This window comes from Haloarcula pelagica, from assembly GCF_030127105.1.
In the GTDB taxonomy this organism is placed as follows: Archaea; Halobacteriota; Halobacteria; order Halobacteriales; family Haloarculaceae; genus Haloarcula; species Haloarcula pelagica.
Genome location: NZ_CP126161.1, coordinates 2848233 through 2866269, shown reverse-complemented (window position 1 = coordinate 2866269; position 18037 = coordinate 2848233). Strand labels below are relative to the sequence as shown.

At 67.9% G+C, this 18037-nt stretch carries 15 protein-coding genes and 1 pseudogene; 6 read left to right on the top strand and 10 right to left on the bottom strand.

Annotated features, from left to right (window positions below; translation table 11 throughout):
• Positions 1 to 44: 44 nt before the first annotated feature.
• The 4 genes from ctaD (at position 45) to P1L40_RS15150 (ending at position 4141) form a co-directional block, all read left to right on the top strand.
• On the top strand, positions 45 to 1838 hold the full coding sequence (gene ctaD, locus P1L40_RS15165) for a cytochrome c oxidase subunit I (protein WP_284008231.1): 1794 nt from the start codon (positions 45 to 47) through the stop codon (positions 1836 to 1838).
• Positions 1839 to 2051: 213 nt separating this feature from the next.
• On the top strand, positions 2052 to 2336 hold the full coding sequence (locus P1L40_RS15160) for a DUF7520 family protein (protein ID WP_284008230.1): 285 nt from the start codon (positions 2052 to 2054) through the stop codon (positions 2334 to 2336).
• Between the two features lie 45 nt (positions 2337 to 2381).
• On the top strand, positions 2382 to 3296 hold the full coding sequence (locus tag P1L40_RS15155) for an ABC transporter ATP-binding protein (protein WP_284008228.1): 915 nt from the start codon (positions 2382 to 2384) through the stop codon (positions 3294 to 3296).
• Complete coding sequence (locus P1L40_RS15150) at positions 3293 to 4141, top strand: ABC transporter permease subunit (protein WP_284008226.1); 849 nt, start codon at positions 3293 to 3295, stop codon at positions 4139 to 4141. The genes P1L40_RS15155 and P1L40_RS15150 overlap by 4 nt, the downstream gene beginning before the upstream one ends.
• A gap of 13 nt (positions 4142 to 4154) precedes the next feature.
• Here P1L40_RS15150 and P1L40_RS15145 read toward each other — a convergent pair whose 3' ends face one another.
• From P1L40_RS15145 to P1L40_RS15105, 9 genes and pseudogenes are all read right to left on the bottom strand, one after another.
• Positions 4155 to 4949, bottom strand: a complete 795-nt coding sequence (locus P1L40_RS15145) for a CBS domain-containing protein (protein WP_284008225.1) — start codon at positions 4947 to 4949, stop codon at positions 4155 to 4157.
• A gap of 38 nt (positions 4950 to 4987) precedes the next feature.
• Entirely contained in the window at positions 4988 to 6532 is a 1545-nt protein-coding gene (locus P1L40_RS15140; RefSeq protein ID WP_284008223.1) for a DHH family phosphoesterase, read from the bottom strand.
• A gap of 44 nt (positions 6533 to 6576) precedes the next feature.
• Positions 6577 to 7005 (bottom strand): HTH-type transcriptional regulator LrpA1, encoded by a 429-nt coding sequence (gene lrpA1 / locus P1L40_RS15135; protein WP_284008221.1) that lies wholly within the window; start codon positions 7003 to 7005, stop codon positions 6577 to 6579.
• Positions 7006 to 7077: 72 nt separating this feature from the next.
• Complete coding sequence (locus P1L40_RS15130) at positions 7078 to 8016, bottom strand: thiamine pyrophosphate-dependent enzyme (protein ID WP_284008220.1); 939 nt, start codon at positions 8014 to 8016, stop codon at positions 7078 to 7080.
• Positions 8017 to 8018: 2 nt separating this feature from the next.
• Positions 8019 to 9917, bottom strand: a complete 1899-nt coding sequence (locus P1L40_RS15125; protein ID WP_284008218.1) for a 2-oxoacid:acceptor oxidoreductase subunit alpha — start codon at positions 9915 to 9917, stop codon at positions 8019 to 8021.
• Positions 9918 to 10108: 191 nt separating this feature from the next.
• Positions 10109 to 11644 (bottom strand): hydantoinase B/oxoprolinase family protein, encoded by a 1536-nt coding sequence (locus P1L40_RS15120; RefSeq protein ID WP_284008216.1) that lies wholly within the window; start codon positions 11642 to 11644, stop codon positions 10109 to 10111.
• Positions 11641 to 13622, bottom strand: a pseudogene (locus tag P1L40_RS15115) (hydantoinase/oxoprolinase family protein). The gene P1L40_RS15120 and the pseudogene P1L40_RS15115 overlap by 4 nt, the downstream one beginning before the upstream one ends.
• A gap of 39 nt (positions 13623 to 13661) precedes the next feature.
• Positions 13662 to 14072: a GtrA family protein gene (locus P1L40_RS15110; protein ID WP_284008215.1), complete on the bottom strand. Its 411-nt coding sequence runs from the start codon at positions 14070 to 14072 to the stop codon at positions 13662 to 13664.
• Between the two features lie 6 nt (positions 14073 to 14078).
• The gene (locus tag P1L40_RS15105) at positions 14079 to 15485 is read right to left on the bottom strand and encodes a sulfatase (protein ID WP_284008213.1); all 1407 of its coding nucleotides are present in this window, start codon (positions 15483 to 15485) and stop codon (positions 14079 to 14081) included.
• 169 nt (positions 15486 to 15654) lie between these two features.
• Here P1L40_RS15105 and P1L40_RS15100 point away from each other — a divergent pair, with 169 nt between their 5' ends.
• A complete protein-coding gene (locus P1L40_RS15100) occupies positions 15655 to 16614 on the top strand; it encodes a hypothetical protein (protein ID WP_284008211.1) in 960 nt (319 codons plus the stop codon).
• A 2-nt stretch (positions 16615 to 16616) separates the two neighbouring features.
• Here the strand turns inward: P1L40_RS15100 and P1L40_RS15095 are convergent, their stop codons facing one another.
• Positions 16617 to 17141 carry a hypothetical protein gene (locus P1L40_RS15095; protein WP_284008209.1) on the bottom strand — a complete coding sequence of 175 codons (525 nt, stop codon included), beginning with the start codon at positions 17139 to 17141 and terminating at the stop codon, positions 16617 to 16619.
• A gap of 97 nt (positions 17142 to 17238) precedes the next feature.
• On the opposite strand from P1L40_RS15095, the gene P1L40_RS15090 reads away from it, so the two are divergent.
• Positions 17239 to 18036 (top strand): hypothetical protein, encoded by a 798-nt coding sequence (locus P1L40_RS15090; protein WP_284008208.1) that lies wholly within the window; start codon positions 17239 to 17241, stop codon positions 18034 to 18036.
• Position 18037: the final 1 nt, after the last annotated feature.

Sequence of the window (18037 nt, the reverse complement as noted above, 5' to 3'; positions counted from 1 at the left end):
AACGAATCGTCCCTTTCATTAGCACCCAGTCCTGAGGGGTCACCATGGCAGCAGGAGATCTAGTGCTGACGGGGTTGATGGCCGTCCTCCTCGTCGGCATCGCCGCGCTCTTGACGCGCATCGAAAACTGGCGGTCGTACACTCCTCTGGCCGGTGGGACAGCCACCGGGGAGGACATCAGTGTCGTTCGCCGAGAGAAACCGACTGGCGTCATCCGCTGGCTGACGACAGTCGACCACAAGGACATCGGACTGCTGTACGGGCTGTACGCGATCATCGCCTTCGCCGTCGGTGGCATCATGGCGATGCTCATTCGGCTCCAGCTCGTGACGCCGACGGGAGCGTTGCTCGGACCGAGCGCCTACAACTCCATCCTGACGAGTCACGGGATCACGATGCTGTTCCTGTTCGGGACGCCGATCATCGCGGCGTTCGCGAACTACTTCATCCCGCTGTTGATCGGCGCCGACGACATGGCGTTCCCGCGGATCAACGCCATCGCGTTCTGGCTGCTCCCGCCGGCCGCCCTGCTCATCTGGGCCGGCTTCTTCCTCGCACCGGTCACCGAGAACATGATCGAGCCGGCACAGACGGCCTGGACGATGTACACGCCGCTGTCGGTCGAACAGACCAACCCCGGCGTGGACCTGATGCTGCTCGGTCTGCACCTCTCGGGGGTCGCCGCGACGATGGGCGCGATCAACTTCATCGCGACCGTCTTCACCGAACGCGCCGAGGACGTGTCCTGGGCGAACCTGGACATCTTCTCCTGGACGATCCTCACCCAGTCGGCGCTCATCCTGTTCGCGTTCCCGCTGCTGGGCAGCGCGCTGGTGATGCTCCTGCTCGATCGGAACCTCGCGACGACGTTCTTCGCCGTCGAGGGCGGCGGCCCGCTGCTGTGGCAACACCTCTTCTGGTTCTTCGGCCACCCCGAAGTGTACATCCTCGTGCTCCCGCCGATGGGACTGGTGAGCCTGATCCTGCCGAAGTTCGCCGGCCGCAAGCTGTTCGGCTTCAAGTTCGTCGTCTACTCGACGCTGGCGATCGGTGTGCTCTCCTTTGGCGTCTGGGCCCACCACATGTTCTCGACCGGGATGGACCCCCGGCTCCGGGCCTCGTTCATGGCCGTCTCGCTGGCCATCGCGATCCCAAGCGCGGTCAAGACCTTCAACTGGATCACGACGATGTGGAACGGCCGTCTGCGGCTGACCTCGCCGATGCTGTTCTGTATCGGTTTCGTCTCGAACTTCATCATCGGCGGCGTCACCGGCGTCTTCCTCGCCGCGGTGCCGGTCGACCTGATCCTCCACGACACCTACTACGTCGTCGGTCACTTCCACTACGTCGTGATGGGGGCGATCGGTTTCGCCGCCTTCGCCGGCATCTACTACTGGTTCCCGATCTTCACCGGTCGGATGTACCAGCGCACGCTCGGGAAAGCCCACTTCTGGCTCTCGATGGTCGGGACGAACCTGACCTTCTTCGCGATGCTCGCGCTGGGCTACCTCGGGATGCCCCGCCGGTACGCGACGTACGAATTCAACGGTGCCATCGCGCCGCTGGCACAGGTCGAGACGTTCCACCTGCTGGCGACGGTCGGCGCCGTGATCTTGCTCGTCGGCCAGCTCATCTTCGTCTGGAACATCGTCCAATCCTGGCTCGAAGGGCCGCGCGTCACCGACGGCGACCCGTGGAACCTCGAACGTGACGGGATGCTCGACCGCGAGTTCCAGTGGTTCGACGACCAGCTCGAAACCGCGATCATGGACGGCGGGCAGGAACAGGACGAAGTGCGGACCGACGGCGGCGAACCGGCCGACGAGTCCGAGAACTGAGTCCGGCTGCGGTTTGGTTGTCGATTCTTCGCGTGTCGTGTCACCGCTCGATAGCGGCGGGCTATCCGGCGCCGGCGACGAGGACGATCGCAGTCAGGAACATCATCGCCGCGATGCCCGAGAGCACGACGAACAACAGCTCTTTCTGGGACATACCACAGCTACGGGGCCGAAGTGAAAAAGGCTAATCGTCCTGGTTCCTTAGCGACGCCCATGACAGAGGAGCCGGTCGGCCGGTCCGGAGAACGGGTCGTCGTGTGGTTGTACGTCGTCATCGTCGCCCTGGCCGGCGTCATGGGCTTCGTCCTGGGGTCGATCCGCCCGGAGAACCTCGAACCGGAGCTGTTCGGGGTCGTCGCGCTCCCGCCGACGCCGCTTGGAGTCGCCATCTACGGCGTCGTGACGATCGGGATCGGACTCGGTGTCCTGCTGGGACTGGTCGTGTTCGTCTCCCGGCGGACGGGGTCCGAGGCCAGAGATCCGGGCCCGCGTCAGTAGCTTTAATTCGACGGACAGGATAGTTGGACGTACTCCCCCGTCGGTATGACCCTCCTACAGCTACACAATCTGACCAAGCAGTTCGGTGACGTGACTGCCGTCGACGACCTCACCCTGTCGGTCGGCGACGGCGAAGTGTACGGCTTCCTCGGCCCCAACGGTGCGGGGAAGTCCACGACGATCAACATGCTCCTGGGCTTCATGCAGCCGACCAGCGGGAGCGCCTCGGTGTTCGATCTGGACGTACAGGACCGCAGCGTCGCGATCCGCCAGGAGACCGGAACCCTCCTGGAAGGGTACGGCGTCTACGAGCAGCTCACCCCGCTCGAACACCTCGGACAGGCGATCGACACGAAGGAAGCGACGGACGACCCGGAACGCCTGCTCGACCGGGTCGAACTGGAAGCGGACGCTCGCGACCGCCCGGCGGGCGACCTCTCGAAAGGGCTGCGACAGCGCCTCGCGCTGGCGATGGCGCTGGTCGGCGACCCCCGCTTGCTCGTCCTGGACGAACCGACGACTGGCCTCGATCCAAACGGCGCCCGAATGCTCCGCCGAGTCGTCCGCGAGGAGGCCGACCGCGGCGCGACAGTGCTGTTCTCCAGTCACATCATGGCACAGGTCGAAGCCGTCGCCGACCGCGTCGGCATCCTCCAGCAGGGTCGACTCGTCCAGGAAGGGCCGGTCTCACAGCTCCGGCAGGAGCTCGACGCGGACACCACGCTGAGTATCTACGTCGAGGCCACGCCCGAGGAGTTGATCGGTGACCTCCGGGGAATCGACGGCGTCTCGGCGGTGGCCGCCGGCGAGGGCGAACTCACGGTCACCTGTAGCGGGGGCCAGACGAAAGTCTCCGTGCTGGATCGGGTCGCCCGTGGCGGCGTCGGCTTCGACGACTTCGCAATCAGGGAGCCCTCGCTCGGTGACGTGTTCTCCGCGGCCACGGAGGGGTCGGCGTGACCTGGCGCGACGTGGCTCGCGGGGACCTGTTGCACCTGCGGCGTTCGAAGATGGGCTGGACCGTCGCTGGCCTCATGCTGCTGTCGACCGTCGGCGTCGCCGTGACGGCGTTCCTGATGACCCTGGGTGGCGGCTCGGTCCCCGAGGTCAGGCTCGTGTTGCTGTTCGTCGCGGCGATCCAGGTGGTCCTGCTGCCGCTCGTCGCGCTGGTCGGGAGCTACGGCGCCATCGTCACCGAGCGCAAGACCGGGAGCGTCCGGTTCCTGCTGGGGTTGCCCAACTCCCGGTTCGACGCCTACCTCGGGAAACTGCTCAGCCGGACGCTGCTCGTCGCGGCTCCCTTCACTATCTGTCTGACAGTCGCGTGGCTGTTCTCCGTCGCCGTCTTCGACGGCCTGGCCCTCGTCGGGTTCCTCGCGGTGTTGGGCTGGTCGCTGGTCTACACGGTCATCGCGGTCGGCATCGGGCTGACGATCTCCGCGAGCGTCAAGACCGAGACGCGCGCGGTCGCCGGTATCGCCGCGAGCATGCTACTCTTTGGCGTCCTCTGGCCGCTGCTGCAACACTTCGCGCTGATCGTCCACCCGACGGAGTACCTGGAGTACCCCCAGCCCCCGAAGCCGTCGTGGTACTACGCGTTCGGACAGTTGAACCCCGGTGTCGCCTACACGCGGTTGGTGGTCGGGACCTTCGACGGGACCGCGGTCATTCCGCTCGCGGCCCCCAGCGAACCGCTGGGCTACGCGACGGCGACGGCGCCGTTCGCGGTGCTTGCGCTGGTCGGCTGGCTCGTCGTCGCGCCGTGGCTGGGGTACTCGCTGTTCCGGTCGGTCGACCTACCCTGACACACCCGTCGGCTCACTCGTTCTGGAGGCGGCGAGTCGTCTCGACCAGCGGGTGATGGGCGTAGTCGACCACGTCGATGTCGTCGATCTGCTCCAGCCCTGACTCGGCGGCCGTCTCCGCCATCCCCAGCGAGACGGGCTCGTCCAGGACGATGACGTAGGCGTCCATCTCCTCGACCCCGGCCCGCTGGGCGGCTTTGACGCGGTGATGTCCGTCCGCCAGGAGAAGCTGGCCGTCGTTGTCGATGACGACGAGCGGTTCCGCGAGTCCCCGCTCCAGTTCGTACTTCCGGCCCTCGAGTTCGTCGGCGTACACCGTCGTCTGGGTCGGAGTCAGGTCCGCGAGCAGGACCTCGCGGCGCTCCTCGTGGGCGTCGACACCGTGGATGCGTTCGAGCGTCTGCGTGAGGTTGTCGACCTTGTCCGGCGTGGCCCGTTCGATCTGTGACCGGACCACGTCGGCGTTGGAGATGATGCCGACCAGGTGGCCGGCGTCGTCGACGACGGGGAGCTTCTGGAGCCCCGACCGGAGGATCACCCGAGCGGCGTCCTGGATCGCCATGTCGGGGTGTGCGACCACGATGTCCTCGCTCATCACGCGAAACATCGGCTCGTACTCCTCGGCGAGCAGGAGGTCGCGGGCGCTGACAAAGCCCTCGACGCGGCGGCCGTCCGTGACCGGGAACCCGCTGAACCCGTCGCTCTCGGCGATCCGACGGGCGACGGTGGCGACAGTGTCGTCCAGATCGACGGTCGAAACGTCGCGGGTCATGTACTCCCGGACGGTTGGCTGGCCGGAGTCTCCCATTGTTCGAAGAGTCGCCACGCGGAGACTAAAACTCTCGCCTACGCCGAGTCGGCGTCGGAACCGGACCCGCCTTCGTCGGTCGGCTCCTCGTCGGGGGACGGGTCGACTGGGGGGCCGACGACCGCCTCCGGACCGTACGCCGAGTCGCCGTAGACCGTCCCGAGCAGCCGGTGTGAACGGGACTCGACGGCGTCGAGGAACCGATCCGTGACGACCGAGGTGACGATCTCGTGGAGCGACTCCTCGCGGTCGTCGATCGAGTCCAGCACGCCCAGCGTGATCTGTGCGCCGGCCATGTCGGCGTGTCCGCCGGCCGACCCGATCTGGCCGAACGCGTCCCGGAGGACCTCGCCGAGGTCGATGTCGGTGCCCCGAGCGCGCGCCGAGGCGTAGATCGTCCCGTCGAGGACCCCGTAGACCAGCGTCGCCTGCACGTCCTCCATGTCGAGCAGCCGGTCGGCGGCCTGGGCCAGCGCGTCACGGTCGGAGAGTTCCCCGACACAGCTCAACAGGACCGACCCCTCCATCTGGCGGTTGGTGATCGCCCGCGCGATCACCGACAGCGTCTCGCCGCTGACGCTTGGGTCCTCGATCCGCTGGAGGACGGCCATGTCGGCCCGCGGGACGAGGTGGGCGGCCGCCTCGAAGTCCGCGGCCGAGACCTCCCGCTCGAAGTCCTTGGTGTCGACGCGGATGCCAAAGAGCAGTCCGGTGGCGACTGCTTCCGGGATGTCGACTCCGAACTGCCGGAGGTAGTCCACCAGCAGCGTACTGGTCGCGCCGACCCCGCTCCGGAGGTCGACGAAACGACCCTCGACGGGCGCCCGTGGCGGGTGGTGGTCGATCACGATGTCGATGTCGAGTTCGTCCGGAAGCTGATCGTTGACGCCGGGTCGGGAGTGGTCGACGAGTGCGAACCCGTCGAAGCCGTCGAGGTCGCTGGGATCGTCCGGATCGAGTTCGACCAGATCGTACTCCAGCAGGTTCACGAACGCGCGGTTCTCCTGGTGAGAGATCGCGCCGTAGTAACACAGCGTCGCCTCACACCCCGCCCGTTCCGCGAGCAGCCCGAGGGCGACGGCGCTGGCGATCGCGTCCGGATCGGGGTTGTCGTGGGTGACCACCGCCATCGTGTCCAGGTCACGCAGGACCCGCTGGAGCTGGCGAACACGCGTGCTCTCGCCGCCGACGACCTGGCCGAGTCGGTCGGTGATCGCGGTGGCCGGGTCGACGATCCGATCCGCGAGCGCCGACAGCTCCCGAAGCTGTGTTCGCGTCGGATCGGCGCCGGCGTACGCCAGCGTGAACGCGGCCGGGAACGCCTCGACCGCGACGGTCGTCACCGCGAGGTTACGGTCCGGATCGTCACTGGCGACCGCGACGGTGTCGGGATCGATCTCTAGCTCGGCGAGGGCCGTCGGGTCGGTCGGGTCTTTCATCTCGACGGCGACGCCGTCCTCCCGGAGTGCCGATGCCTGGTGCTCGTCGTCGGTGACCACGACAAGCTCGTCGCCGTCCGATCGCATCTCCGCGAGCAGAGTGAGGGCGACCGACCCCGACCCGAGCACCAACCGAGAACGCATACCAGCCAGTCGACGCCGGAGCGTCTAAAAACCCGCTATGTCAGTCACTTCAGTCGTTCCTGAAGGAACGAGGGGTGTGCGGCGGTTACCCCGTCGATACTGAGGATCTCGTCCTCGATGGCGGCAGCCAGCGAGTCCCCGTCGCTCGCCCGGAGTTCCGCCATCAGCATGTGGTCCCCACTCGACGTGTACAGCTCTTCCAGTCCGGGGATCTGTTTGAGTTGCCGTGTCGCCTCGACGTAACAGTCGCTGGCGACATCGATCCCGACCATCGCGATCGACTGGCCGGCGAGTTTCTTCGGGTCGATATCGGCGGAGTAGCCGACGATGACGCCCTCCTCTTCGAGTTTCTTGATGTACTTTCGGACGGTGGGCTTCGAGACTTCTGCTCGTTCGGCGATCTCGGCGTAGGAGGCCTGTGCATCGTCCTCCAGAACCGAGAGGATCCGACGCTCCGTGGACTCGGCGCTCATAGCTGTTTCTTTTGGGTGCGTAAAAAAATATCTTCCGAACCACAAACCCGAGTTCGCCCTGGCGGACAGGGGTTACTTGTGGTGCTGGAGCAGCTTGTCGTAGGTCCGTTCCCACTCGGCGTCCTCGTCGAAGTACCGCTCTGCGAGCGGTTCCTCGGGCATCTCGCCGATCTGGCGCTTCTCCTCGCCGTAGGAGGGACGGGCGTCCTCGACGTACATGCGACCGGTGAGCACCTCGCCCTCGTAGAGCTTCTCCTCGGTCTGGCGCATCATCTCGGCGGCTTCGGCCCGGTCCGAGAGGTCGAAGTCGTAGTCGTCGGACTGCTGAACGTCCGTGTAGGGGACGTAGTGTTTCGCGTCCTTGTTCCAGGTCGGACACTGGGTCAGGAAGTCGATGTGCGCGAAGCCGTCGTGTTCGATGGCTTCGGCGATGATCTCCTTTGCCTGGTTGGGGTTGACCGCCGCGGTCCGGGCGATGTAGGTCGCGCCGGCGTTGAGCGACTGGGAGAGCGGTCGGATCGGCGACTTCGCCGAGCCGTGGGGCTGGGTCTTTGACTTGTGGCCCTTCGGCGAGGTCGGCGAGGTCTGGCCCTTCGTCAGCCCGAAGATCTCGTTGTTGAACACGATGTACGTCATGTCGTGGTTCTCACGAGCGGTGTGGATCAGGTGGTTCCCACCGATCCCGTAGCCGTCACCGTCACCGCCAGCGGCGATGACCTCCAGTTCGGGGTTGGCCAGTTTCGCGGCCCGCGCGACGGGCAGCGACCGGCCGTGGATGGTGTGGAAGCCGTAGCTGTTGAAGTAGCTGTTCAGCTTGCCGGAACAACCGATCCCGGTGAACAGCGCGACTTCGTCGGGGTTGCGCCCGACCTCGGGCATGGCCTGTTTCAGCGCCTTGAGGACGCCGAAGTCGCCACAGCCGGGACACCAGGTCGCCTGGGGTTCGATCCCGGGTGTGAACTCGTCTCGGTCGATCTCGCGGTCGTCACCGATTGCACTGAATGCACTCATGGTTAGTCACCTGCTGCGGGGAGGAACTTCATGTTCGACGCGGCGAGGTCCTCGCCGCTGATGCTCGATTCGAACCCGTCGACGATCTCGGCGGGTTCGAAGGGGTTGCCGTTGTACTTCAGGAGGCTCGACAGTTTGTCCCCGTACTTGCCGATCTCCTTCTGTGTCAGCCCGCGGAACTGTGCCGTGGCGTTCATCTCGACGACGAGCGCCTCGTCGACGGAGTCGAGCCACTCGCTGACTTCCTCGACGGGGTAGGGCATCATATCGGAGACGCCCAGGGCCTTCACCGAGTGCCCGTTCTCGTTGAGCCGATCGACGGCCTCGAAGGCCGTGTCCTGCTGGCTCCCCCAGACGAGGATGCCGTAGTCGGCCTCGTCCGGTCCGTAGTAGGTCTGGTGGCCGGCGTTCTCGTCGAGGTCGGCGCGGATGTCGTCGAGCTTGTTCAGCCGACGCTCCATCTGTGCGATCCGGTTGTCGGGGTCCTCGCTGATGTGACCCGAGGGGTTGTGCTCGTTCCCGGTCGCGAGGTAGCGACCGTCCTTCTGGCCGGGCACCGACCGCGGGCTGACGTTCGAGCCGTCCTCCGGTTCGTGGAGGAACCGCTGGAACTTGCCCGAGGAGTGGTGCGCCGCGTCCTGGATCTCGTCTTCGGTCAGCACGGAACCGGGATCGGCGTTCGGTTCCTCGTCGAAGTGGCTGGCCGGCAGGTTCCGCAGTTCGCCCTGGATCTTCTGGTCGTAGACGACGATCGCCGGGATCTGGTACTCGTAGGCGATCCGGAACGCTGCGCGGGTCTGCGTGTAACACTCGCGGATGTTCGCGGGTGCGAACACGACCCGTGCCGAGTCACCCTGTGAGGTGTACAGGACGTGTTCGAGGTCGGCCTGTTCGGGCTTGGTCGGCATCCCGGTCGAGGGGCCGGCCCGCATCGCTTCGACCAGCACGATCGGCGTCTCGGTCATCTCGGCCAGGCCCAGCGGCTCGGACATCAGCGCGAAGCCACCGCCGGAGGACCCGGACATGGACTTCACGCCGGCGTGGGACGCACCGAGCGCCAGCGCCGCCGCGGCGATCTCGTCCTCGACCTGCTCGGAGATCCCGCCAAACTCCGGGAGGTGCTGGGACATGATCGTGAACACGTCGGTCCAGGGTGTCATCGGGTACCCGGAGATGAACCGACAGCCCTCGTCGAGCGCACCGTATGAGATCGCGTTCGAGCCCGAGAGGATGACCTGCTCCTCCTCGTGGGAGTTCTCGGGGACCTCGATGTCGTGGTCGATGTCCAGTTCCGAGGCCGCATCGTAGGCGTCCTGCAGGACGTTGAGGTTGGCCTCTTGCATGTCCCCGGCCATGTTCTGTTCGATCAGCTGTTCGAACTCCTCGGTCCCGATGTCGAGGATGGCGGCCGTCGCGCCGATCCCCGCGGTGTTGCGCATGATCTCGCGGCCGTGTTCCTTGGCGATGCCGCGCAGGTCCATCGGGACGACGTGCCAGCCGTTCTCCTCGGCGGCTTCTTCGAGTTCGATCTCTTCGACATCCTCCTCGTCGAGCAGTCCCTCGTCGTACAGCAGGACGCCGCCTTCCCGGAGGTCGTCGAAGTTCTCGTACAGCGGTTTCAGCTCTTCTTTGCCGTAGTAGGCCTCTTCCTGTGGGTTCCGCGCGAACGAGTCCCCCAGCGCGAGCAGGAAGTTGTAGCCGTCACCGCGTGACTGTACCGGTTCGTCTTTTGCCCGTACCTCTACGTAGGTGTGGCCGCCCCGGATGCGCGACGGGTAGTGCCGATGTGTGAACACGTGAAGTCCCGATCGCATCAGGGCCTTCGCGAAGTTCTGGCTCGTCGAGTCGATCCCGTCGCCGGAACCCCCCGCGATCCGCCAGATTAGTTCGTTATCTGTCATAGTGAAATCCTCGGCCCCAGCAGTGGTGCCGTACTCTGGCAATTGGGGGGCCGTGACTAAAGATTTTCCACTGTATTAATCCATATAAATCGTTATCGTTGGGCTCGGACCGTTCAGGACCCCGATTTCAGATTTCGGACCAGTCAGGTGAGGAATGATACCACAGCCCTCGGCGTTCGTCGGCGGTTCGGTCACCGCTCGGGGTCGCCATGACCGCCGCCCCCAGGGGTCTCGATACGGACGGTCGTCCCCGCCGCGACCTCGCGTGTGACCTTCGCCGGGACGGACTCACCGTCGATGTAGTTGCGGCCCGGCGCGCCGTCGGCACCGCCGTCGAGTCCCCACGGCGCGTGTCGGCGCCGCTCGGTCAACAGCGAGACGGTCGCGGCAGTCTCGACGGTGAACGCACGGATCAGGCCGTCACCGCCGCGATGTCGGCCGGCGCCGCCGCTGCCGGTACGCAGTCCGTACTCGTCGACGGTGATCGGGTAGGCCGCCTCTAGGGCTTCGACGGGCGTGTTCAGCGTGTTCGTCATCCCGACCTGGACGCCCGACGGCCCGTCGCCCTCGCTGCTTGCACCCATCCCGCCACCGATGGTTTCGTAGTAGCTGAAGTCGGTCGCGCCGACGACGACGTTGTTCATCGTCCCCTGGCCGGCCGCGGGGACGCGGTCGGGGACCGCCTCTGCGAGCGCCCGGAAGACCACGTCCGCGACCCGCTGGCTCGTCTCGACGTTCCCGCCGACGACCGCCGCGGGTGGCTCGGGGTTGACGAGCGACCCCGGCGGCGCGTGGACGCTCACGGGGTCGTAACAGCCCTCGTTCGGCGGCACGTCGGGGTCGGTGACCGACCGGACGACGAAGTAGACGGCGCTCTTTGCGACCGACAGCGGCGCGTTGACGTTGCCGTCGACCTGTGGGGCCGTGCCCGCGAAGTCCACGTCGAGGCGGCTCCCGTCGACAGTGACGGTGACCTCGATCGGGATGTCGGTGTCGGCGACGCCATCGCCTTCCATGACATCGCGGGCGCTGTAGGTACCGTCGGGTATCGCCGCCAGTTCCGCCTCGACGCGCTGGCGGGAGTAGTCCTGCACCGCGTCGAACGCCGCGAGCAGGCGGTCCCCGTGGTCGGCTAGTAGCTCCCCGACCCGCTCTCCGCCCCGCTCGTTGGCACCCCGCTGGGCGCGCAGGTCGGCCCGCCGCTGTTCCGGGTTCCGGACGTTCGCCAGCAACAGGTCGAGCACGCCCGCCCGTTCCGTCCCGCCGTCGACCAACCGGAGCGGCGGGATGCGGACGCCCTCCTGATGGATCTCACGGGCACCGGCCGGCATGCTCCCGGGTGCCATCCCCCCGACATCGGCGTGGTGTGCGCGCGAGACGGTGTAGCCGACGATGTCGCCCTCAGCGGGGATCGGCGAGACCAGTGTCACGTCCGGGAGGTGGGTCCCGCCCTCGAAGGGGTCGTTCAGGACGAACACGTCGCCCGGCCGCGGGTCGTGGGCCAGCACGGCATCGACCGCTTCCGGCATCGCCCCCAGGTGGACCGGGATGTGTTCGGCCTGTGCGACGAGGTCGCCGTCGGCGTCGAACAGCGCCGTCGAGCAGTCCCGCCGCTCGGTGATGTTCGGCGAGAAGGCCCCGCGGATCAACACCTGCCCCATCTCCTCGGCGACGCTCTCCAGTTGGTTCCGGAGGATCTCCAGTTCCACGGCGTCGAGGTCGGTCATCGCTTCGCCTCCAGGGAGAGCGTCCCGCGGTCGTCGACGGTCAGTGTCCAGGCGGGCGGGACGACGACGGTACTCTCGCCGCCCTCGACGATCGCCGGTCCCGCCCTGCGGTAACCGGACCCGAGCGCGTCCCAGTCGAGCACCGGCGTCGTCCGCCGGGACTCGAAGTGGACCGGTCGACGGCCGCTGACGGGGTCGCCCGCCGCGTCGTGTCCCGTGGCCGGGAGCGCGTGGGAGACAGTCGCGGTCGCTCTGAGCGTGACCAGTTCGACCGGTTCCTCGGGCAGTTTGTACCCGCGGGCCTGGTTGTGCGCGGCGTGGAACCGTGCGGCCACGCTCGCCCGGTCGAACTCGCCGACATCGACGCCGAGTTCGTAGCTCTGGCCGGCGTAGCGGCAGTCGGCCTGGAACGTGACCGTCGCGGCGTCCGGGTCGCTCGTGTCCGCGAGCACCGCCCCTTCGAGGTCGTCGAGCACGTCGCGGACCGCGTCCCGCTCGACCGTCGACAGTTCGGCCCGGTACGTTCGAGCGGCGTCGTGGCGCTCGTCGGCGGCCAGCAGGCCCCGGGCGGAGAGGACGCCGCTGGCTCGCGGGACGACCACCGTCGAGAGGTCGAGACCGTCGGCGAGCGCCGCGGCGTGCATCGGTCCCGCGCCGCCGAAGGCGGCCAGCGCGAACTCGCGTGGGTCGTGGCCCCGCTCGACGGTCACGCTCCTGACGGCGCGCGTCATCGCCGCGTTGGCGACATCGTAGACCCCGCTCGCGGCCGCGACGGGGCCGTCGAGTCCGGCCGCGTCGGCCAGGTCGGCGAGGGCGTCGGTCGCCGCCTCGACATCCAGGGTCAGGTCCTCGCCCAAGGTCGTGTCCGCCCCGAGATACCCGAGCACGAGCGCGGCGTCGGTCACGGTCGGGTCGGTCCCGCCGTTCCCGTAGCAGGCCGGGCCGGGATCGGCGCCGGCCGAGCGCGGGCCGACCCTGAGCGCGCCGCCGGCGTCGACCCAGGCGATCGACCCGCCGCCGGCCCCGACGGTCTCGACATCGACCATCGGCACGCGGACCGGTCGGCCGCCAACGTCGGCCTCGGTCGTCCGCTCGACCGCGCCGTCACGGACCAGCGAGACATCGCTCGAAGTCCCGCCCATGTCGAAGGTGATCAGTCCGTCGGCGTCGTCGGGTTCGAAGGCGCTGGCGCCGACGACGCCCGCCGCCGGCCCCGACAGCGCGGTCGTCACGGCGTTGTGCCGGACGGTCTCGGCGTCCGTGATGCCGCCGTTGGACTGCATGATCCGCGGAGCGGGAGGCCGCGTTCGGCCGCGCCCGCGGCCAGCCGCCCCACGTAGTCGTCGATCACCGGCGTCAGGACGGCGTCGGCGACGGTCGTCGCCGTCCGCTCGTACTCGCGGAACTCGCCCAGGACCTCGTGGCTCGCCGAGACGGGACCGTCCAGTTCCGCCCGCAGCGTCTCCGCGGCCGCTCGCTCGTTCTCCGGGTGCGCGTAGGCGTGCAGGAACGCGACCGCGACCGCATCGGCCTCGATGGACTCGGCCAGCGCCCGGACTTCGTCGGTGTCGACCGCCCGCTCGATTCCCTCGACGGTCGCGCGCTCGTCGACCTCGTAGCGCCGCTCTGCCGGGACCAGCGGGTCGGGTCGCCCGACAGACTGCTCGTACAGCGACGGCCGATCCTGACGACCGATCGCCAGCACGTCGGCAAAGCCCTCTGTCGTGACCAGCGCCGTCTCGGCGCCGGTCCCTTCGAGCAACGCGTTCGTCGCGACCGTCGTCGCGTGGCGGAACTGGTCGACCGCAGTCGGGTCGATGTCGGCGGCCGACAGCGCCACGCCGATGCCGTCGAGCACCCCTTCGTGTTGCGGGACGGTCGAGGGGACCTTCGCGGTCGTGAGATCGCGCCCCGTGGCGAGGACGACATCGGTGAAGGTCCCGCCGACATCGACGCCCAGCCGGACCGTCTCGTGCATACCGGCGATCCGGGGCGCTGGCGTATAAAAGGGTCGTGCTCAGCCCCAGGTCCACCGCGCGTCCAAGACGTAGCGGTAGATCCCCGTCAGCGCGATCGCCCCGCCGTTCGCGACGAGCGGGACCGCGCCGCCCCAGTTGACGAAGGCGTACAGGAGCCCGAGCTGGATCGGAATTGCCGAGCCGCGGACGAGGTTCGTCTTCCCCATCCCGACGAGATACTCCCAGCGGGAGGTGTGTCTGGTCTGGCTGAACGTCCAGGCGTTGTTGAGCGCGTACTGGAGGAGGATCGTCGCCTCGATCGCGATGACCGCGCCGACGAGGTAGTTCAGGTCGGCGAACTCCAGGAACAGCCACAGCAACACCGTCTGGATCGACGCGGCGGTCACGCCGACGACGAAGAACCGAACCAGCCGCGGGTTCCAGACGTACGACCGTTCGGCAAACGCCATCGGCGACTATTTATAACCCAACGCTTGTAAGCGTGCCGCTATCTCGTCGCTCTCCTCGGCCTCGTCGGCGGCGACATCGTCGCCGAGCGCCCCGACGTGGTCCGCGACGATCTCGGAGAACCGGTCGGCGACCGCTGTGGTGTCGACCCCGTCGTGGTCGGCCTCGGAGAGGTCGGTCTGTTCGCCCGGGTCCACACGGCGGTCGTACAGTTCGTGATGGCCCGACTCGGTGTGTTCGATGTACGTGAATCGGTCGTCACGGACGCTGACGAGTAGCTCCCCGTCGTCACGCCGGCGCGGGATCGGTTGGCTCGTGATCGACTCGCCGCGCACCGCGACCGAGACGATCGGGCCGTCGTCGATCGATTCGCCTTCGAAGGCAGGGAGCGTCGACTGCCCGGCCCACGCCGGTGCCGGATCGACGCCGAGCAGTTCACACACTGTCGGTGCCACGGTGTCCAGTCCGACCGGTTCGGTCACCTGCCGGCTCGGTCCGTCGGGGACGAACGCGAAGTACGGCACTTCGGCGAGTTCGCGGTACAGTTTCGGGTAGTGCGCGAGGTGGCCGTGTTCGAGGAACTCCTCGCCGTGGTCGCCCGCGACGACGATGGCCGTCTCGTCCGCGACCCCCTCGGCCGCGAGGGCGTCCAGAATCCGGCTGACGCTCTCGTCGACCTGACGGACGGTGCCGTCGTACAGCGTCCGCAGCGTCGCGAGTCGGCTCTCGTCGACATCCCAGCCCAGCCCGGTCCGCAGATGCGACCCCAGCATCCGCGCGACGCCCAGTCGCCTGTCCGAGACCTCGCGGAGGTGTCGCGGCGCCGGGACGTAGGGGGTGTGGGTGTCCATGTAGTGGATCCACAGGAAGAATCGGTCCTCGGTCCGCGCGACGAAGCCCGTCGCGTGGTCCTCGATGTCGGTGAGCCGGGAGACATCGGCGAACGGCCGGTCGTCGTCACCGCCCCGGAGTTTCGTCGCCAGACGGCGGAACGGCGAGAGCCCGAGTTGGACCCACGCCTGGACCGTCGGGTGGGCGGCCAGATACTTGCTGTAGCCGCTACTGTCGACGAACGGCTCGAACTCGTCGAACCCGCGGTCGTACCCCCAGTGGTCGGTGAGAAAGCCGTTAGCGGCGTTGAACCCGGCCGTGGCGATGCCGGCCTCGGAGAGCCGTTCCGCGAGCGTCGGCGTCGACGCGACGCCGATGGCCGGCCCCTCGTCGAACACCGGTCGTGACCCGAGGATGCTCGGGAACGAAAACGGCGTCCAGTTGCCGTGTGCGACGGCGTTCTCGAAGGCGACACCCTCGTCGGCCAGTCGGTCCAGCGTCGGGGAGGCTCCGTCACCCAGCGCGTCCGCTCGCAGCGAGTCGACCGTGATCAGGACGACGTTCGACGCCGACCGGTCGGTCATCTGCCACCGCCCCGGAGCGGCTGCGAGCCGGGCCGGGCCGTCGCCGGACCTCCCGCGACCGCCCCACAGCACCGATCGTTCATACCGGAGCATAGGCGGACACAGTACTGAACGTTCTGGTCGCCTCGTTATCCGAGCCGTTTAACCGCCGGCGCCCCAAGCGTCGGCGATGCCCTCCACATCACGCCGCGCGTTCATCGCAGCGGCGGCCACCGGCGCGCTGGCAGGCTGCAGCGCCTTCCGGGGCGGAACCGACCGCACGACGGAGTTCACCCTGACGCTGCGGTCCATCGACGGCGAACTGAGCGAACACGTCCTCTGGGAACCCCCCGAACGTGACAGTCCGTTCGCAGCCGTCAGGCGCGACGCCTGGCAGGCGGCGGTCGCCGGCGAGCGATACACGAACTACGGCTACCCGGCGGTTCCCGACGGCGAGTACACTGCCCACGACGGCGAGTACTACCAGCTCCACGATGTCGTCACCGGCAGCGAGCGCATCGAGCGGTCCGTCCTCCGACTCACCTGGGTCGGCGACGCCGAGGCGGACGGCACCCCCGAGGCGACCCCGCGCGAGGCGCTCCCGCCGATCGATCGAAACGCCGTCATGCCCGCCTACTTCGCCGCCAGGGCACGCGAACACGACGGGGGCGCACCGTGGGACGCCGTCGAGCGCGGCGGGTTCGTCTATCGCCACCTCGACCGGATCGAGAGCGAACTCGCGCCGACGCCAGCGCACGATCACGTCTCCGTCCACGACACCGTCCTGGCCGTCGACGTGAGCCAGGAGACGCTCGTCGAGCCCGCACACACGGCCGTCGCGACGCGCGTCGCGACGAGCGAGCGCGGGTTCGAGCAGGTCGCCGACGCCGCGCTCGTCGAGGCGCGGGTCTCGCTGTCGACACTCGAGACGGAAGCCCGGGAGCTGTTCGGTCGGGTCCTGACCCGGGAGCGCCACACCGAATCGGTCCCGCTGTCGGACGCCTACGGGACGCTACTGACCGAACTTGGGTTCCGGGACTCGCTGGACTGTGCCCCCGATAGCTGTCGGGACGAACTCGTCGGCCGTCGGTACGTCGCCGTCGACGGGGATCACTACCAGGCCTCGCTGTCGATCGACGCCGACGCCTGAGCTCAGAGGACCGGCCCCGGCCGGAGGAACAGGAAGATGACGACGTTCGTCACGAGACCGGCCAGCATGAGCGTCCCGGCGACGGCCAGCAACAGCGACCCCTGCCGCCGGTGGTACGTCGACCGGACCCGGTAGCCACAGCCCAGCGCGAGCGGCCCCGTCAAGAAGGGGGCCACGACCAGTGAGAGGCCCGCGAAAGCGATCCCCAGGCCGTAACAGCCACCGTGGCCCAGGAGTCCAGTCTCCGAGGCTCTGACCGCTCGGTGACGACCGATCGCGTAGCCCAGCCCCGCGAGGACGTTCACGACCGGGAGTTCCAGCGCGACAATCAGCGGCCAGGACAGCGCGCCCGTCCCCTCTCCGTCCGCGACGACCAGCGGGACGAGCAGGAGAGAGAGCGCCCAGCACGCGACGAGCAGTTGGACGGGCGTCGCGAGGTCGAGCAGGTAGCCGACGGCGAGTCCGTCGAGCCACAGCGTCGACAGCGCGGTCACGGCGACGAGCGGCGTATCTGATCGATCGGCCATGGTGGCGACTGTGGAAGCGTTTGCTGTCGTCCCACTAAAAAGCGTACCACGGTGCCGCGACACAAACGGCTAAATACGTCTTCGAGAACAATCACGTATGGTCGTGAGGGGTGTCGTGCCGGTCGTCCGGTCGGCCTTCGACGCAGTCGTCCGGCCGCGGCGCTTCGTCACGTTCCAGCGGAGCGCCTACGGCGACTCGCTGTCGGCGACCGCCCGGCAACTGCTCTCGCTCGTGATCGTCTACCTCGTCAACCTCGCGCTGTACGCGCTTCCCCTGACCGTCGCCGGTGTCGGCCTCCAGCAGGCCGGCCAACCACCCGCGGGGTTCAGTTCGGTGGCGGCGCCGCTGGTCGGCGACCCGGCGGCCGCCTGGGCAGTGACGGTCGCGTTCGTCCGGAACTGCACGTTCATCACCGTCGCCACGGGGATCACGCTGGTGACATTCCACGTCGGCGTCGTCGCGACCGGGGGTGCACGGGGAGTCGTCCAGAGCGTCCACACGGTCGTCTACACCACCAGCGCGTACCTGGTCGCGCTGTTTTCCGGGGTCTGGTATCTCACGAACACCGACGGGCTGGCCGCGGCGCGGACGCTGGTCCGGAACGCCCAGGCGGCGTTCGTCTACTGGGTCATCGACCTGCTGGGGTCGAGCCTGGAACTGCCCGGCGGTCGGCCCGACTCGCTGGTCGCCGGCCCGCTGACGACACAGGGCCGGTGGGTCCTGGCGCTGCTGTGTGTCACGACGCTGTACTACCTCCTCTCGCTGTATCTCGGCGCGCGGATCAACCACCGGACCGGGCGGACCGACGCGGCGACGACGGTCGTCGCGGTGGCGCTGTCGCCGGTGTTGTACGTCGCTGGGTCGGTCGTCGCGACGACGATAGGGCTGATCTGAC

What these genes read in the sequence shown, in the direction of transcription:
- ctaD (WP_284008231.1), top strand. Translation starts at nt 45, where the DNA reads ATGGCAGCAGGAGATCTAGTGCTGACGGGGTTGATGGCCGTCCTCCTC.
- P1L40_RS15160 (WP_284008230.1), top strand. Translation starts at nt 2,052, where the DNA reads ATGACAGAGGAGCCGGTCGGCCGGTCCGGAGAACGGGTCGTCGTGTGG.
- P1L40_RS15155 (WP_284008228.1), top strand. Translation starts at nt 2,382, where the DNA reads ATGACCCTCCTACAGCTACACAATCTGACCAAGCAGTTCGGTGACGTG.
- P1L40_RS15145 (WP_284008225.1), bottom strand. Translation starts at nt 4,949, where the DNA reads ATGGGAGACTCCGGCCAGCCAACCGTCCGGGAGTACATGACCCGCGAC.
- P1L40_RS15140 (WP_284008223.1), bottom strand. Translation starts at nt 6,532, where the DNA reads ATGCGTTCTCGGTTGGTGCTCGGGTCGGGGTCGGTCGCCCTCACTCTG.
- lrpA1 (WP_284008221.1), bottom strand. Translation starts at nt 7,005, where the DNA reads ATGAGCGCCGAGTCCACGGAGCGTCGGATCCTCTCGGTTCTGGAGGAC.
- P1L40_RS15130 (WP_284008220.1), bottom strand. Translation starts at nt 8,016, where the DNA reads ATGAGTGCATTCAGTGCAATCGGTGACGACCGCGAGATCGACCGAGAC.
- P1L40_RS15125 (WP_284008218.1), bottom strand. Translation starts at nt 9,917, where the DNA reads ATGACAGATAACGAACTAATCTGGCGGATCGCGGGGGGTTCCGGCGAC.
- P1L40_RS15120 (WP_284008216.1), bottom strand. Translation starts at nt 11,644, where the DNA reads ATGACCGACCTCGACGCCGTGGAACTGGAGATCCTCCGGAACCAACTG.
- P1L40_RS15110 (WP_284008215.1), bottom strand. Translation starts at nt 14,072, where the DNA reads ATGGCGTTTGCCGAACGGTCGTACGTCTGGAACCCGCGGCTGGTTCGG.
- P1L40_RS15105 (WP_284008213.1), bottom strand. Translation starts at nt 15,485, where the DNA reads ATGACCGACCGGTCGGCGTCGAACGTCGTCCTGATCACGGTCGACTCG.
- P1L40_RS15100 (WP_284008211.1), top strand. Translation starts at nt 15,655, where the DNA reads ATGCCCTCCACATCACGCCGCGCGTTCATCGCAGCGGCGGCCACCGGC.
- P1L40_RS15095 (WP_284008209.1), bottom strand. Translation starts at nt 17,141, where the DNA reads ATGGCCGATCGATCAGATACGCCGCTCGTCGCCGTGACCGCGCTGTCG.
- P1L40_RS15090 (WP_284008208.1), top strand. Translation starts at nt 17,239, where the DNA reads ATGGTCGTGAGGGGTGTCGTGCCGGTCGTCCGGTCGGCCTTCGACGCA.